The sequence below is a fragment of the Comamonas sp. NyZ500 genome, assembly GCF_016772095.1.
GTDB lineage: Bacteria > Pseudomonadota > Gammaproteobacteria > Burkholderiales > Burkholderiaceae_C > Comamonas > Comamonas thiooxydans.
In genome coordinates this window covers 68,231-83,550 of record NZ_JAEIJE010000014.1, presented here as the reverse complement: position 1 = coordinate 83,550, position 15,320 = coordinate 68,231, and the positions used below count along the sequence as shown (strand labels likewise).

Here is a 15,320-nt window from a genome sequence, read left to right as displayed (position 1 = left end):
ACCGTCAACAGACGGGAATCATAACGCGGCCTGCCCCCTCGTCAGCCAAGATTGCTGCATACACGCAAACCATAGCGGCCTGCGCAGGATCGGCAAGTGATTGGGGCAGATTTGGATCGAATAAGAGAGCTGCCGATGCCTCACGTGCGCGGCTGAAAAGCAATCAGACCCGCCCCCAGCAGACAGACGGCCACCCCTGCCATATCCCAGGCGCTGGGTTTGATGCCATCCACCAGCCACAGCCACAGAAGCGCCACGCTGATGTAGATGCCGCCGTAGGCCGCGTAGACACGACCCGAGGCCGAGGGATGCAAAGTCAGCAGCCAGACAAACAAGGCCAGGCTGACCGCGGAGGGCAGCAACAGCCAGGCGCTGCCGCCCTGCTTGAGCCAGAGCCAGGGCAGGTAGCAGCCCACAATCTCCGCCACGGCGGTCAGGACAAACAGCAACAGGGTCTTGATCTCAGGCAATTCAATCTCTCACACAGCGAATGCATGCATTGTAGAGAGCATGGACTGCCTCAGCGCATGGACACCGGACTGAGAGCTGGCGTCGGAGATCCCGGCACATTGCCATTGGTGACCAGGCTCTCGAACTCGCTGACGGGCACGGGCGGACTCATCAGATAGCCCTGCCACGCATAGCAGCGTATGCCTTCAAGAAAACGGCACTGCGCCTGGGTCTCCACGCCTTCGGCGATCACATGCAGACTCAGGCTCTTGGCCAGAGCCACAATGGTGCGGGCAATGGCCGCGTCATTGGGATCGGTCAGCACGTCACGCACAAAACTGCGGTCGATCTTGAGCTGGTCCAGCGGCAGCCGTTTCAGATAGGACAGCGAGGAATAGCCGGTACCAAAGTCGTCCAGCGAAAATCCGATGCCGTAGGACTTCAAACGCATCATCTTGGCGATGGTGTCGTCCACGTCGGAGACCAGCATGCCTTCGGTCAGCTCCAGCTTGAGCCGACGCGCATCGGCCCCATGCTCGGCCAGCGCCTTGAGCACCTGTTCGACAAATCCGCTCTGATGGAACTGCTTGGGACTGACGTTGACCGAGAGCACCAGTTGCGCATAACGGGGGTGCTTGGCCCATTTCGCCAGTTGCTGGCAGGCGGCCTGCAGCACCCAGTCGCCCAGGGGGAGGATGACGCCTGTTTCCTCGGCCAGCGGAATGAAATGCGCAGGAGGGACAAAGCCTTTTTCAGGATGCTTCCAGCGCAGCAGACCTTCGGCGCCAATCACCTTGCCCATCTCCACCTGGGGTTGATAGAACAGCTCGAATTCACCGGCCTGCAGACCGGCACGCATGTCCTGCTCAAGCGTACGGCGCTCCTGCAGCGCCGATTGCAGCTGGGGGTCGAAGAAGCAACTGACATTGCGCCCCTGGCTCTTGGCCTGGTACATGGCCATTTCAGCGCGGCGCTGCACTTCTTCACCCGTCAGTTCTGGCTCGCCAAACAGGCTCAGGCCCATGCTGACGGTGATGGAGCGCGGAATGCCGCCGATCTCTATGGGCTCACGCAAGCGGCTCAGCCACTGGTCGGCCTGCTGCTCCAGCCTGGCGGCAGCCGCCACGGAATCGCTGCCAAGGTCCTCGATCAGCAGCACAAAATCATCGCCGCCCTGACGAGCAATCGTGGCCCCTGAAGGAAGCAGACCACGGATGCGCTGACTCATCGACTGCAGCAGCAAATCGCCCTGATCCAGGCCATAGGTCTCGTTGAAGGCTTTGAAGTTGTCGATATCCAGCAGCACCACACCACCAAAATGGGCCTTGCGTTGCGCCACGGCCAGAGCCTGTTGCAGCCGATCAGCCAGCAGGCGCCGGTTGGGCAGGCCAGTCAAGGCGTCGTAGAAGGCCAGACGGCGGACCTCCTGCTCTGCCGCCATGCGCTGGCTCTGATCCTGCAGCACCATCAAGCACCCTTCGGCTTGCAACACGGCACTGACCGCGACCGGGCGGCGCAGACCATCTACCCCACTGAGCATCAATGTCTGCGCAGACACCGTGCAAGCCGACGCCTCGGTGGCGAGCTCGTCCCACTGGGCCTGCACATCGTCGACACGCTCGGATTGGCGCAGCTGCAATGTCCGGCGGGCCTGAGCCTTGGCGACTTCCCAGCGCTGGATGACGCGCTCGCGCTCAGCGGCATCGGGGAACATGCGCTCCCACCACTGCTGGGTTGATACGCCGGGCTTGCCCCCATGGCCGGCCAGACGCAGAAACTCTTCGTTCCAGTAGACCAGGCGCCCATCCAGATCCTCCATGACCAGACCCACCGGAAGTCTTTGCATGAGATTGCGCAACTGCTGATGACCCAGCCGCTCCATCTGCTCGAGGCGCTTGCGCCCGCTGATGTCCTGCACCAGCACCTGCAGGCGCCGTGATTCATGACGTCCGGTCAGAAACGCATTGAGTTCGACCCAGACTGGCGCGCCCTCCTTGGAACGCAGACAGAATTCGCCCGCGTTGTGCTGGAACTGCTGCAGGTCCAGTCCTTCAAGCAGTTGCGCACAGTGCGCCTGGTCTTCGGGCATGACCAGCTCCAGCACGCTGCGTCTGTGAATTTCCTGGGCCTCATAGCCCAGCAACTGACAGAAATGCTGGTTGACCTTGAGTACGCTGCGCGTGGCGATATCAAGCTCGAGCACGCCCATGGCCGCCTGCTCGCACATGGCATGAAAGCGTGCATCACTCTCCTGCCTTGCCTGCGCACTGAACTTGAGGCGCCGGCTCCAGCTCCAGCGGCTTTGCCACCAGCCCGAGACCCAGGCAGCCAGCACCAGCCCCGCCAGCAGACCCAGGCCCAATACCAGCCAGGGCAGATACCTCTCAAACCTTCTCTGAGTGCTGAGCGCAGGCTTGAACTGCAGCGACCAGATGCGGTCATACACCTGTATCTGCCGCTCCAGCGGCTTGATCAAGGCAAATTCAGGATGGGTTTCCGCCTCCGCCCACAGTGAGCCAGTGAACAAGATCTCCGCACCGCCAGCAAGCATCGACAGCGGCATGGTCAGTCTCATGTGCTCCCCACCAGCCTTTGGCGATGGGTCGGCTGGGCTGAGATCCACCAGCTTGAAGGCGACCTGAGGGTAGAGGTTGGCCGGAACCAGCCCCCTTGCAAATTCGCCCAGACGGATCCGGGCATTGAGCGTCCCGAGCGGCTTTCCGGAAGATTTCCCGATCGCGGCGGCGCCGCCCCCCTCTTCTGCAGCCCACAGCGGAGCCCGCAACACCACGCCCTTGGGGCTATCGGGCAGTTGCAGAAAGCGAAATGGAGCCGACATCGACATCTGGCGAGAGTTCCACGCCTGCATCAAGGAATGAAATGCCGCCGCCGGCTGACGCGCGTTGCTTCCCGCCAGCGCCTCGTTGCCTATCAACGGCCAGACGTAGGAAACCTCGAAGGCCTGTGAATCACGCGCAAGATCGGTGTGCTGCTCCGCAGTCACTGCACGGGTCAGACTCAGGGCCTGCAGCCCCACCAGACTATCCTGACTGAGCAGCGCATGGGCATGCTGGGCAAACACCTGCTGGCCCGCATCCGCATTGCCGGCCATTTGCTCGGCGAGCTTGACGAGCAGACGGTCATAGCTGCCCAGGCGTTGCTCCAAAGCTCGCGTCGCCATATCGGCACTGAGCTGCAAGCGCTGTTGCATGCGCGACTCCTGGCGTTGATGGAGCATCCAGCCCCCCAAACTGCCACAGGAAATTCCAAAACCCAATGCCAGCAGCGCCAACCAGGGTTTACGCATTTTCATCACTGGCTGAGTTGCGAATTGCGACATGCAAAAAACACAAGATTCCTGAGTTGCGAGGTGGCTCCAGCCGGCAGTGGCGCCTTGCAGCAAAGGCTGCAGCACCATGAGCCAAGATGAGGAGCGACATAGTTTGTAGGAGCAAACCTACATCCAAAGAACATTCACACCAAGTGATTACCCTGAAAGCCTTGGCATGATTGCGTCTAGATTTAGATCAAATCATAGGCATAAGCTTGTATATCCAATACAAAGCGCTGCAAAATCAAGAGCAACCCCAGGTCGCAAAATTGACAAATGTCAATATTTGTCGGAGCTTAGTCCCATTCAGGCCGCATCACAAACCACGACAACCCGTATCTTTTTAGCAACAATCAAGCAGAACCACAGCGCTCTACCCGGTTATTCCCGCCTGCAAGCGCCTGCGGTTTGTCCACCGGCAATAAAGCAACCATGTCACAACGCACGACCCTGCTGATCGTCTACCACTCACTGACTGGCGGCACACTCCAGATGGTTGAAGCGGCCAGCACCGGCGCCCGGCAGGAGGAATCCGTCGAGGTCCGCGTGCTGCATGCCTCCCAGGCCGGCCCGCAAGACCTGCTGCAAGCTCAGGGCTATCTGTTTGCCACGCCGGAGAATCTGGCCGCCATCAGCGGTCTGATGAAGGACTTCTTCGATCGAAGCTATTACGGCGTGCTCGACCGGATACAGGGCCGCCCCTATGCCAGTTTGGTCTGCGCCGGCAGCGACGGTCATAACGCAGCAAGGCAGATGGAACGCATTGCCACCGGCTGGCGCCTGAAGGCCGTGGCAGAGCCGCTCATCATCTGCACCCATGCCCAGACGCCGGAAGCCATACTCGCCCCCAAACAGATACCGGCCGCCGATCTGCAGCGCTGCGAAGAATTGGGGCAATCACTGGCCACGGGACTGGCCTTGGGCATTTTTTAGAAAAACAAGGGTTTGCCCGCATCATTCCGGGCAGGACAGGCTCCATACAAAGGCAAAAATGGAGCCTTCGAATCGGCTTGTATAAATGTGCCATCATTGCTCGCGCATGCTTTTCCCCGATGCGCGCTCCCAAGCAGGCATAGTCTGCGACTTCACCAGCTCTTGCGTCCATGATTGAACCAGACACCGAACGCCCCAAGCGCACGCCACGCGGCCCCAGTCCGCAAAAGACCCAGGCCACACGCCGCTCCATCGTGGCGGCTGCGTTTGCAGAATTTCTGGAACACGGCTATGCGCGTGGCACCACGGCTTCGGTTGCACAGCGCGCAGGACTGTCCAAGGTCACGCTGTTTCGCTATTTCGACAGCAAGGAAGCCCTGTTCGAGGCCGTGATCCAGACACATATCGCCTCGGCCGCCGTGGCCTTGCAATCCAGCCCCATGCACGAGCATGAATCCGTGGGTGAGTATCTGCTGCGCACGGTGGGTGCCGCGGCGGAAGTCATAGACAGCAGCGGCCGCTCCGCAACGGCCAGGCTGGTCGTCGCCGAAGGCCTGGAATTTCCACTGCTGGCGCAGATGTATCGTCGTTACGTGCACGATGCCTTGCTCGAGCATTTCACCCGGCTCGCGCAGCTGGCAGCCAAACGTGGAGAGCTCAAGGCGCCGGAGCTGGTGGAGCACCCCGAATTGCTGCTTGCGCCGCTGTGGCTGGCCATGATGAACAACACTGTCATTCATCCCGAAGTACCCATGAATGCCGAAACTCTGTTCCGGCTTCAGGTAGCTCTGCTGTTCAAGATGCCTTGAGTGTTAGCGTGCCGAAATTTCAATGAAATCCGGCCCAATCGCTTACTGGTAAAGCGCTGGTAGCTATCAAAAAACAAAGCCGCAGTCTTTCAGGCTGCGGCTTTGTTCATTGAGCGAGTTCGCCCATCAACCCTGCTGTGTGGCCTCTTCTCCACCCAGAGCCTTCCACAAGGTCACGCGGTTGAGCTGCTCAGACAGGCGCAGGCCTATCAGGGTCTGCTGCGCGGTATAGAGGCTGCGCTGCGCATCCAGCACCGTCAGATAGTTGTCCACGCCGGCCTTGAAGCGAGCGTTCGACAAATCGAAGGCTTTTTGCGTATTGGCCACCATGCTGGTCTGGGCGGCCAGCCGCTCACCCCACTGGGCTCGGTCGGCCAGCACATCCGCCACCTCCTTGAAGGCTGTCTGCACGGACTTCTCGTACTGACTCAGTGCAATGCGCTGATTGCTTTCGGCTACTTGCACATTGGCTCGGTTGCGGCCGCCATCAAAAATCGGCAGCTTGACCAGAGGGATGAAACTCCAGGTGCTGTTGTTGTTGCCGAACAAACGGTCCAGCTCGTTGCTGCCGGTACCGACACTGCCAGTGAGCGTGATGCTGGGAAACAGCGCCGCTCTGGCTGCGCCGATATTCGCGTTCATGGCCTGCAGATTGCGCTCAGCGGCCTGCACATCGGGACGCTTGAGCAGTACCGATGATGGCAGGGGTACGGGCACGACCTTGAGAGCCGCCGTGTCTGCCGCGCCCGCCAGGGTCTGCGCAGTAGGCAGCAGTTGCACGGGCACCGCGCCCCCCACCAGCAGTTGCAGGGCATTGCGATCTCTGTCGACCTGGGAGGTATAGCTGGCCACATCGCCGCGCGCCGTATCGACCGTGGTCTGGTTCTGGGCCAGCACCAAACCGGAGGTCGAGCCCAGTTCATGCATGCGCCGTGTCAGCTCAAAAGCCTTGATGCGGCTGTCCAGCGTGTCCTTGGCCAGTTGCAGCCGCGCCTGATCGGCCGCCAGCGTCAGCCAGGCATTGGCGACATCGGCCACCAGGCCGATCTGCACATTGCGCCGGTTGTCCTGGCTTTGCAGAAACTGCTGCAGCGAGGCTTCGCTCAGATTGCGGATGCGCCCCCACAGGTCCAGCTCATAGCTGGCAAAACCCAGCTGGGCCGTGTATTGCTCGGTGATGCTGGAACGCCCGGCCGTCGTCAGATCCCCTGCGGTGCGCGTGCGATTGCTCTGCGCCTGGGCCGTGATGCCAGGCAGCAGATCGGCTCTTGTGATGCCGTACTGGGCGCGCGCCTTCTCGATGTTTTCCAGCGCGACACGCAGATCGCGATTGTTGCTCAGCGCCAGCGCCACCACCTCGCGCAGCTGCGGCGACTGCAACCATTGCAGCGCCTGGGCCTGTTGCAGCGCCGCCTCGCTCGCCTGGGCCGGCAAGGCGTTGCCGGAGACAGTCTCGGGCACGGGCAGATCAGGCGTTTTATAGGCCGGAGCCAGATTGCAGCCCGCCAGCAAGGCCGTCACTGCGGCGGCCGCCATGGTCGAAAATTTCATGCTCGGGCGCCTCATGCTGCGCTCTCCTTGTTGACGTCAGGCGCCTCATCGCTGCGCGAGCGGCTCTTGAACCAGCTGCGAACCAGCAGGAAGAACACCGGCACGAGGAAGATCCCTAGCACCGTCGATGCCACCATGCCGCCCAGCACGGCCGTGCCGATGGCATTGCGACCACCAGCGCCAGCGCCGGTGCCGATGGCCAGCGGGATCACGCCGAAACCAAAGGCCAGAGAAGTCATCAGGATGGGTCGCAGACGCAGGCGCACGGCTTCCACCGTCGCATCGAACAGCTTCTTGCCCCGCTCCTGCAGCTGCACCGCAAACTCCACGATCAGGATCGCGTTCTTTGCCGCAAGACCCACGGTCGTGAGCAGACCGACCTGGAAATACACATCGTTGGTCAAGCCACGCGTATAGGTCGCCAGCAGTGCGCCGACCACACCCAGCGGCACGGCCAGCATCACCGACAGCGGCACCGTCCAGCTTTCATAGAGTGCAGCCAGGCACAGGAAGACGAACAGAATCGAGATGGCATACAGCATGGGCGCCTGCGCACCGGACTGGCGCTCCTGCAGAGAAGCGCCCGTCCATTCGTAGGCAATGCCGTTGGGCAGCTTCTTCAAGATATCTTCCACCGTCTCCATGGCGGTACCCGAGCTGATGCCGGCTGCGGCACGGCCTTCGAACTCATAGGCCGGGCTGCCGTTGTAGCGCAGCAGCTGGGGTGAGCCGTAGGCCCAGTAGCTTTTGGAGAAGGCTCCGAAAGGCACCATCTCGCCCTTGTTGTTGCGCACCGTCCATTTGGCGATATCGGTGGGCAGCATGCGGTACTGGGCATCGCCCATGATGTAGACACGCTTGACGCGACCATTGTTCAAGAAGTCGTTCACATAGGTACCGCCCATGGCGCTGGAGAGCACGCTGTTGATGTCGCTGTACGCCAGTCCCAGCGCGGCGGCCTTGCGGTCATCCACATCCACACGCAGCTCGCTGGCGTCTTCCAGATTGGTCGTGCGCACGGCAGTCAGCAGATTGTTGGCGCGCATTTCGCCAAGCACCTGATCACGCGCGGCGAGCAGTGCCTCGTGGCCCACACCATTGATGTCCTTGATCATGAAGTTGTAGCCCGAACTCGAACCCAGGCCGCGCACTGCAGGCGGCAGCACCACCTGCACGCGCGCATCACGGATGCTGGCCAGCTCCCTGGTCGCCTTGTTCGCAATGGCCGCGGCCGATTGAGAAGGCAGCGGACGCATGCTCCAGGGCTTCAGACGGATGAAGCCGCGCGCCGAACTCTGGTCGCCGTTGAGACCGGACACCTGGTTGAAGCTGATCACATCCGGCTGCTTGGCCAGGTACTCGCGCACCTGGTCCAGCACTTCCTGAAGACGGGCATTCGAAGCACCGGAAGGCAGGTTCACGTTGACGTAGACAAAGCCCTGGTCCTCATCGGGCAGAAAGGAAGTGGGCAGCTTGGCCATCAGCAGCCAGACCGCGGCCAGCACGGCCAGGAAGATCAGCATCATGCGCTTGGCCCGGCCCAGGCTGAAGGCCACGGTGCTTTGGTAGCGATTGGCGGCGGCATCGAAATTGCGGTTAAACCAGCGGAAGAACCGGTCGTTGATGCCCAGCACCCCGGAGCGTATGGGACGCTCATGGCCGTCGCCATGGCTGCGATCCGGTGCCTTGAGAAGCGTGGCGCACAGCGCCGGTGTCAGCGTCAGGGCCACGAACACGGACAGCGCCATGGCCGCCACGATGGTGATGGAGAACTGGCGATAGATCACACCCGTGGAGCCGCCAAAGAAGGCCATGGGCACAAACACCGCCGACAGCGTGACCCCGATGCCGACCAGCGCAGGCGTGATTTCCTTCATGGACTGGCGCGTCGCCTCCTTGGGAGACTTGCCCGTCTCGTGCATCACCCGCTCCACGTTCTCGACCACCACGATGGCATCGTCCACCAGCAGGCCGATGGCCAGCACCATGGCAAACATGGTCAGGGTATTGATGGAGAAGCCCGCGACGGACAGCACGCCGAAGGTCCCAAGCAGCACCACCGGCACGGCAATGGCGGGGATCAGCGTGGCGCGGAAGTTCTGCAGGAACACGAACATCACGATCACCACCAGCACCATGGCCTCGCCCAGCGCATGCACCACTTCGCTGATCGAGGCCCGCACAAAGGGCGTGGAGTCCGAGCTCACGAAATAGTCGATCTGGTTGGGAAAGAAGGGCTTGAGCTCGGCAAGCTTGGCCGCCACTGCATCCGACACCGCCATGGCGTTGGCACCATCGGCCAGGATGATGCCCATGCCTGCGCCCGGCATGCCATTGAGCTTGGCCTGGATGGACAGATTGTCGGCACCCAGTTCCACCCGAGCCACGTCCTTGATGGTGACGACCGAGCCGTCATTCGAAGACTTGAGCACGATGTCCTCGAACTGCTCCACGGTCTTGAGCTTGGTACGCGCCGTAATGGTCGCGTTCAGTTGCTGGTTCTGCACCGCGGGCAAGGCCCCCAGCTGACCCGCCGAGACCTGGGCATTTTGCGCGTTGAGCGCGCTGCTCAGATCGGAGGGGATCAGCCCGTACTTCTCCATCTTGGCCGGGTCCATCCAGATGCGCATGGCATAGGGCGTGCCGAAGACGTTGATGTCACCGACGCCTTCGATGCGACCGATGATGTCCACCAGATTGCTGTTGATGTAGTCGCCGATGTCCACTGCGGTCACATCTTCATCGGGCGAATAGAAGCTGTAGGTGACCAGAAAATCCTGGCCGCCCTTGTTGATGAAGACGCCACGCGTCTTCACGGAGTCCGGCAGGCGGTTGACCGCGCCCTGGATCTTGTTTTGCACCTGCACCTGCGCCACGTCGACATTGGTGCCCGGAGCAAAGGTCAGCGTGATGCGAGCCTGACCGGACGCATTGCTGGTCGAGCTCATATAGAGCATGTTGTCGATGCCCTTGATCTGCTGCTCGATGATCTGCGTCACCGAGTTTTCGACCGTCTCGGCCGAAGCACCCGTGTACTGGGCGCCTATGGTCACGCGGGGTGGAGCGATCTCGGGATACTGCTCCAGCGGCAGCAGCTTGATCGACAAAGCCCCGGCCAGCATGATGATGATGGCGATGACCCACGCAAAGATGGGCCGGTTGATGAAGAACTGAGCCATGTGTGTCGCCTGCCTTGCTTACTTCTTGGCAGGTGCATCGGCAGCGGCCTGCACGGGCGGCTCGCCCCGCTGGCTCTTGCGCTCGGCCTTGGCCTTCAGATCCACCTCCACGGTCTGAACCTTGTCGCCGGGCTTGATGCGCTGAAAGCCATCCACCATCACACGCTCGCCTGCTTTCAGGCCCGTCTTGAGCAACCAGAAAGCGCCTACGGCGCGGTCCAGTTCCACATCCCGCTTTTCAACCACATCGCCGTCCTTGACGACCATGACATTGGCACGCCCGGTCAGATCGCGGGTCACCGACTGCTGCGGCACCAGCAAGGCATCGGGTGCCAGAGCCGTTGGCAGCAAGGCCTTCACATACATGCCGGGCATGAGCATGCCGTCGGGATTGGGCACCTCGGCGCGCAGGGTCAGCGTGCCGGTCGTGTCGTTGACGATCACGCCCGCAAAGGCCAGCTTGCCCTGATGCGGGTAGTCGCTGCCGTCGTCGAGCTGGATGCGCACGGGAATCTTGTTGCCTTCCACCTTCTGGTAGCGGCCGGAATCCAGATCGCGCTTGAGCTGCATCAGATCGGTGCTGGACTGGGTGAAGTCCACATACATGGGGTCCAGCCGCACGATGGTGGTGAGCGCCGTGGCCTGATTGGCCGTGACCAGCGCACCGGGCGTGACGGCAGACAGCGCGATGCGACCGCCGATAGGGGCTTCGATCCGGCTGTACTTGAGATTGATGCGTGCGGTTTCCAGATTCGCCTTGGCCACGGCCACATCCGATGCGGACTGGGCCACCGCCGCCTGGCTTTCGTCAAACGCCTGCTTGCTGATCGCGTCGATCTTGACCAGCTCGGCATTGCGCCGTGCCGTTGCAGCCAGCGTGCGCTGGCTGGCTTCGGCCTTGGCCACGGCGGCCGCAGCACTGGCCTCGGCCGCCTTCAACGACGCGGCGTCGATCTGATAGAGCTGCTGGCCCTGTTTGACCAGAGCACCTTCGGTGAACAAGCGCTGCTGAATGATGCCCGAGACCTGGGGACGCACTTCGGCCGTCATGAAGGCACGGGTGCGCCCCGGCAGGCTGGCATCCAGCTGCTGGCTTTGCGACTGCAAGGTGACCACGCCGACCTTCGGCTCGGACTTGGGCGGGCCTTTTTGCTCCGCCTCGGGCTTGGAGCAGCCCGCCAGCGCAGCGGCAATCAGCATGGCTCCCACAGCCAGTGTCCAGCGCTGCTGGCGATGACCTTGCTGGCTTGCACTGGGAAGGCAAGAAAAATGCGCCTCTCGGCGCGGGCTCAGCGAAGCGGGCTGGTCAATCTTCATACGTGGAGCGGTCTGAACTAAAGAACTTGTCAACATTGTGCGCCGACAATATTAATAAAATGTAAAGCAGCCAAAGGCGCAATGACATGCCGGCAATCACCCGCTTGCCATTCTCCTGTCATGCGGGCATGCGGCGTCGCAGCAGTCTCTGGCTTGAAACACCACTGTAGAAAACCTTGGCAGCAAGGCTCCTCGTCATAACGGACTAGAGCCGGAACCCGCAAAACCCCGGAATCGGCAACTGGCTGCGCTCTCTATATCAGGACAGAAACCGCTTTTGCTGCCAAATCAATGCTGCTGCTTGCCCGGACGTACGCGCAAGATGCTGAAAACTCCGGCCAGCGCCGCAAAACCGCCGGCCACAGCCAGCGCCAGCAGTTCAGCATTGCCGCCATGCCCGCCCGAGATGGCAAAGATGGTGGCCAGCACCACGGCACCCAGTGTCTGACCTGTCATGCGGGCAGAACTGAGCATGCCGCCCGCGGCACCGCTGCGCGACATGGGGGCCGAAGTGACGATGGTGTGATTGTTGGGCGACTGGTAGAGCGCGAAGCCGCTGCCCGCCAGCAGCATGCGCCAGACCATGTCCCAGTGCGCCACATCAACCGGCATGGCCGCCAGCAGCCACAGTCCACAGGCAAACATGGCCATGCCGATGCCGCCCAGCAACCCGTCGGGATACTTGCCGATCAGGCGTCCGGCCACCGGCGCCGTCAGCACGGTGGCCAGCGGCCAGGCCGTGATCAGCATGCCTGCCTCCATGGGTGACAGACCGCGCGCCTCCAGCAGCAGGAACGGCAGGGCCAGGTAGGACAGCATCTGCGCGCAGAAGGCCGAGACCGAGCCGCACATCGATAGTCGGAACACGGGAATGCGCATCAGATCGACGGGGAACAGCGGAGCTGTCTTGTGCCACTGACGGCGCAGATAGACATAGCCGACCACCAGCCCGGCGCCCAGCAGCCACCAGCCCGAAGGCATCAGCGGGCTGCCCGCAGCACCCTGATCCTGCCCCATGCGCACGCCCAGTTGCTCACCGCCCAGGAAAAGCAGGGTGAACATCAGAATATTGAGCAATACGTCAAGCGCCGCTATCGGCTCGCCATTCTTGCGCACCACGGGGTTGGCCGGCAGCGCCTTGCGCCCCATCCACAAGGTCATCAAGCCCAGCGGCACGTTGATGGCAAACAGCCAGGGCCAGCTGGCAACCGACAGGATGGCAGCGGCCACCGAAGGCCCGGCCATGGACGAGGTCGCCACCACCAGCGAGTTGATGGCCATGCCGCGCCCCAGCATGGCACGCGGATAGGTCAAACGCACCAGCGCCGCATTGACGCTCATGATGCCCGCTGCACCCATGCCTTGAAACACGCGCGCTGCAATCAGCGTGCTCAGCGAGCTGGCCAGCGTGGCCGCCACCGAGGCAATGACAAACACCGTCATGCCCAGCAGATAGATGCGCCGATAACCCAGGCGCTCGCCCAGGGCTGCCAGCGGCAGCAGCAACACCAGGCCGGCCAGCTGATAGGCGTTGACCACCCAGAGCGTCAGGGCCGAGCTGGCCTGCAGCTCGCGCGCAATGGCGGGCAAGGCCAGATTGACGATGCTGCTGTCCAGCACCGACAGCGTCAGTCCCAGAATGATGACCAGCATGGCGCGGCCACGCGCACCGTCAGGCAGGCCGTCGTAGGCAGGGGAAGCTTGAGCAGTGCTCTCAGTCATGGGCGACTCGGTGCACACGGCCCAGCGTGATCCAGGTCAGCGCCACGCCCACCAGGGCCCCTGTCGCCATGCCCACCACCATGGGCAGGGGCTTGCCATTGGAAAAATGCCCCACGATCTGCATGGCCGCAGCGCCACTCAGCATCTGCAGCGTTCCCAGCAAGGCAGAGGCCGTGCCCGCAATCTCGCCATGCTCTTCCAGGGCCAGCACCGAGGTCGTGGGAATCACCAGGCCCATGAAGGCGCTGGCAATGAAGTACAGCACGATCAGCACCGCCAGCTTCTCGCCGCCCAGCAGGTAATAGAGCAGCAATGCGGCCATGGTCAGGCCCGAGGCAGAAGCCGCAGCCTTGACCACATTGACCAGGCCAAAGCGCTGGCCCAGCCGCCCCGTCAGCTGCGCCGCGCCGATAAAGGCGATGGAGTTCAGCGCGAACGCCATGCTGTACTGGGTGGACGAAAGACCGTAGTAGTTGATGAGCACAAAGGGCGAGCCCGCTAGATAGACGAAAAAGCCCGCCATGGCGCAGCCGCCGATGAACACCAGGCCCAGGTAATGCCAGTCACGCAGCAGGACCAGATAGGCCTTGAGTGCACCGACCAGGCTGCTGTCCAGCCGCGCCTCGGCCGTGCGGGTCTCTTCCACGCCACGCCACGTGGCGATCAGGCCCAGCACGGCTGCGGCCGCCACCACCCAGAACACGGCACGCCAGCCGGCCAGGGCAATCACGCCGCTGCCGGCCAGGGGCGCCAGAATCGGCGAGACGCTGAACACCAGCATCAGCAGCGACATCATGCGCGCGGCCGCGTGGCCGGTATGCAGATCACGCACCACGGCACGCGGCACGGCCATGCAGGCCGCAGCGCCCAGACCCTGCACAAAGCGAAATGCCACCAGGGTCTCGATATTCGGAGCCAGCGCGCATCCCACGCTGGCGACGGCAAAAACCGTCAGACCAAAGTACAGCGGCGGCTTGCGGCCCAGCATGTCGGAGACCGGCCCATAGAGCAGCTGGCCCACACCAATGGAGAGAAAGAACGCGGTCAGGCTGGCTTGCACGGCCCCGACCTGGGCATCCAGGCTGGCGCCGATCTGGGGCAAGGCCGGCAGATACATATCGATAGCGAAAGGCCCGATGGCCGACAACAGGCCCAGGATCAGAACCAGACGCAGGGAGACAGAAGCTTGCATAGGGGTGTGATTGTCGTGGTAACTTGATTTATGTGCTGAGCAATTGCCGGTTTCCTGTATGACCTTGCAGGCTCACGCCAGTCCGCCGGGCAGCGCCTGTGCCTAAGCCCTCAATTACGAGGCTTTAGACCCGGTCATCCAGGCGATGACCGCATGGACAACCAGCACAATGGGCTCAACCACTCTTCCCTGCTCTCGCCGTGACTGCTGCAAGCTTCTTCCCACGTCTGCCCTTTTCGCTGCCCACCGCGCTCGCTGCACTATGCTTGGCGGCTGGACCAACTGGTGCACAGCCCGCGCCTGCTGCCCCTGCCTTTCAGCTCTCGCCCGATGCCAGCATGGTGATAGACACGCGCGCCAGGCTGGCCTGGCCGCGCTGCGCCGAGGGCATGAGCTGGAATGGCAAGGCCTGCAGCGGCCAGGCCGAGGTCTTCAGCTACAAGCAGGCCATGAGCCATGCCGCAGAACGCAGCAAGGCCGAAAACCTGCGCTGGCGCCTGCCGCGCGTCAATGAACTCAAACGCCTGCTGGACCGCAGCAGCAAGCCCCAGGGCCTGAACCCGGAACTCTTTCCCAATGCGCCACGCGACTGGCACTGGACGGGTACGGCCGCCGTGAATGCCCAGCGCCTGAACACCTACAACTACGCCCAGGTGGACAAATCCAGCAGCCTCTCCGGCCTCTCGGCCCAGCAGGCCTGGGCGGTCAACACCGAGACACTGCAGGCCGTGCCCGATATGGGCAAGGGCAATGCCTTGCTGCTGCGCCTGGTGCGCCCTGCCACCGAGGCCGAACTCGGCACCCAGGCTCCGGCCGCACCATGAAAAAAGCCTTGC

General features: G+C 62.3%; 10 protein-coding genes. 3 read left to right on the top strand and 7 right to left on the bottom strand.

Features of this window, described 5'->3' with window-relative positions; genetic code table 11:
* Positions 1–140: 140 nt before the first annotated feature.
* Positions 141–470 (bottom strand): YnfA family protein, encoded by a 330-nt coding sequence (locus tag JAO85_RS18815; RefSeq protein WP_202788725.1) that lies wholly within the window; start codon positions 468–470, stop codon positions 141–143.
* 50 nt (positions 471–520) lie between these two features.
* The gene (locus JAO85_RS18810) at positions 521–3,661 is read right to left on the bottom strand and encodes an EAL domain-containing protein (protein WP_034392035.1); all 3,141 of its coding nucleotides are present in this window, start codon (positions 3,659–3,661) and stop codon (positions 521–523) included.
* A 552-nt stretch (positions 3,662–4,213) separates the two neighbouring features.
* On the opposite strand from JAO85_RS18810, the gene JAO85_RS18805 reads away from it, so the two are divergent.
* On the top strand, positions 4,214–4,714 hold the full coding sequence (locus JAO85_RS18805) for a flavodoxin family protein (protein ID WP_034380827.1): 501 nt from the start codon (positions 4,214–4,216) through the stop codon (positions 4,712–4,714).
* 170 nt (positions 4,715–4,884) lie between these two features.
* On the top strand, positions 4,885–5,523 hold the full coding sequence (locus JAO85_RS18800; protein ID WP_034391979.1) for a TetR/AcrR family transcriptional regulator: 639 nt from the start codon (positions 4,885–4,887) through the stop codon (positions 5,521–5,523).
* A gap of 126 nt (positions 5,524–5,649) precedes the next feature.
* Here JAO85_RS18800 and JAO85_RS18795 read toward each other — a convergent pair whose 3' ends face one another.
* The 5 genes from JAO85_RS18795 to JAO85_RS18775 form a co-directional block, all read right to left on the bottom strand.
* On the bottom strand, positions 5,650–7,089 hold the full coding sequence (locus JAO85_RS18795) for an efflux transporter outer membrane subunit (RefSeq protein ID WP_202788724.1): 1,440 nt from the start codon (positions 7,087–7,089) through the stop codon (positions 5,650–5,652).
* On the bottom strand, positions 7,086–10,253 hold the full coding sequence (locus JAO85_RS18790) for an efflux RND transporter permease subunit (protein WP_202788723.1): 3,168 nt from the start codon (positions 10,251–10,253) through the stop codon (positions 7,086–7,088). The genes JAO85_RS18795 and JAO85_RS18790 overlap by 4 nt, the downstream gene beginning before the upstream one ends.
* Positions 10,254–10,271: 18 nt before the next feature.
* Positions 10,272–11,570 (bottom strand): efflux RND transporter periplasmic adaptor subunit, encoded by a 1,299-nt coding sequence (locus tag JAO85_RS18785; protein WP_202788722.1) that lies wholly within the window; start codon positions 11,568–11,570, stop codon positions 10,272–10,274.
* A 288-nt stretch (positions 11,571–11,858) separates the two neighbouring features.
* Positions 11,859–13,292, bottom strand: a complete 1,434-nt coding sequence (locus JAO85_RS18780) for an MFS transporter (RefSeq protein WP_034391985.1) — start codon at positions 13,290–13,292, stop codon at positions 11,859–11,861.
* A complete protein-coding gene (locus JAO85_RS18775; protein WP_202788721.1) occupies positions 13,285–14,484 on the bottom strand; it encodes a multidrug effflux MFS transporter in 1,200 nt (399 codons plus the stop codon). Before JAO85_RS18775 ends, JAO85_RS18780 begins: the two co-directional genes overlap by 8 nt.
* Positions 14,485–14,750: 266 nt before the next feature.
* On the opposite strand from JAO85_RS18775, the gene JAO85_RS18770 reads away from it, so the two are divergent.
* Positions 14,751–15,308: a DUF1566 domain-containing protein gene (locus JAO85_RS18770; protein ID WP_003062423.1), complete on the top strand. Its 558-nt coding sequence runs from the start codon at positions 14,751–14,753 to the stop codon at positions 15,306–15,308.
* Positions 15,309–15,320: the final 12 nt, after the last annotated feature.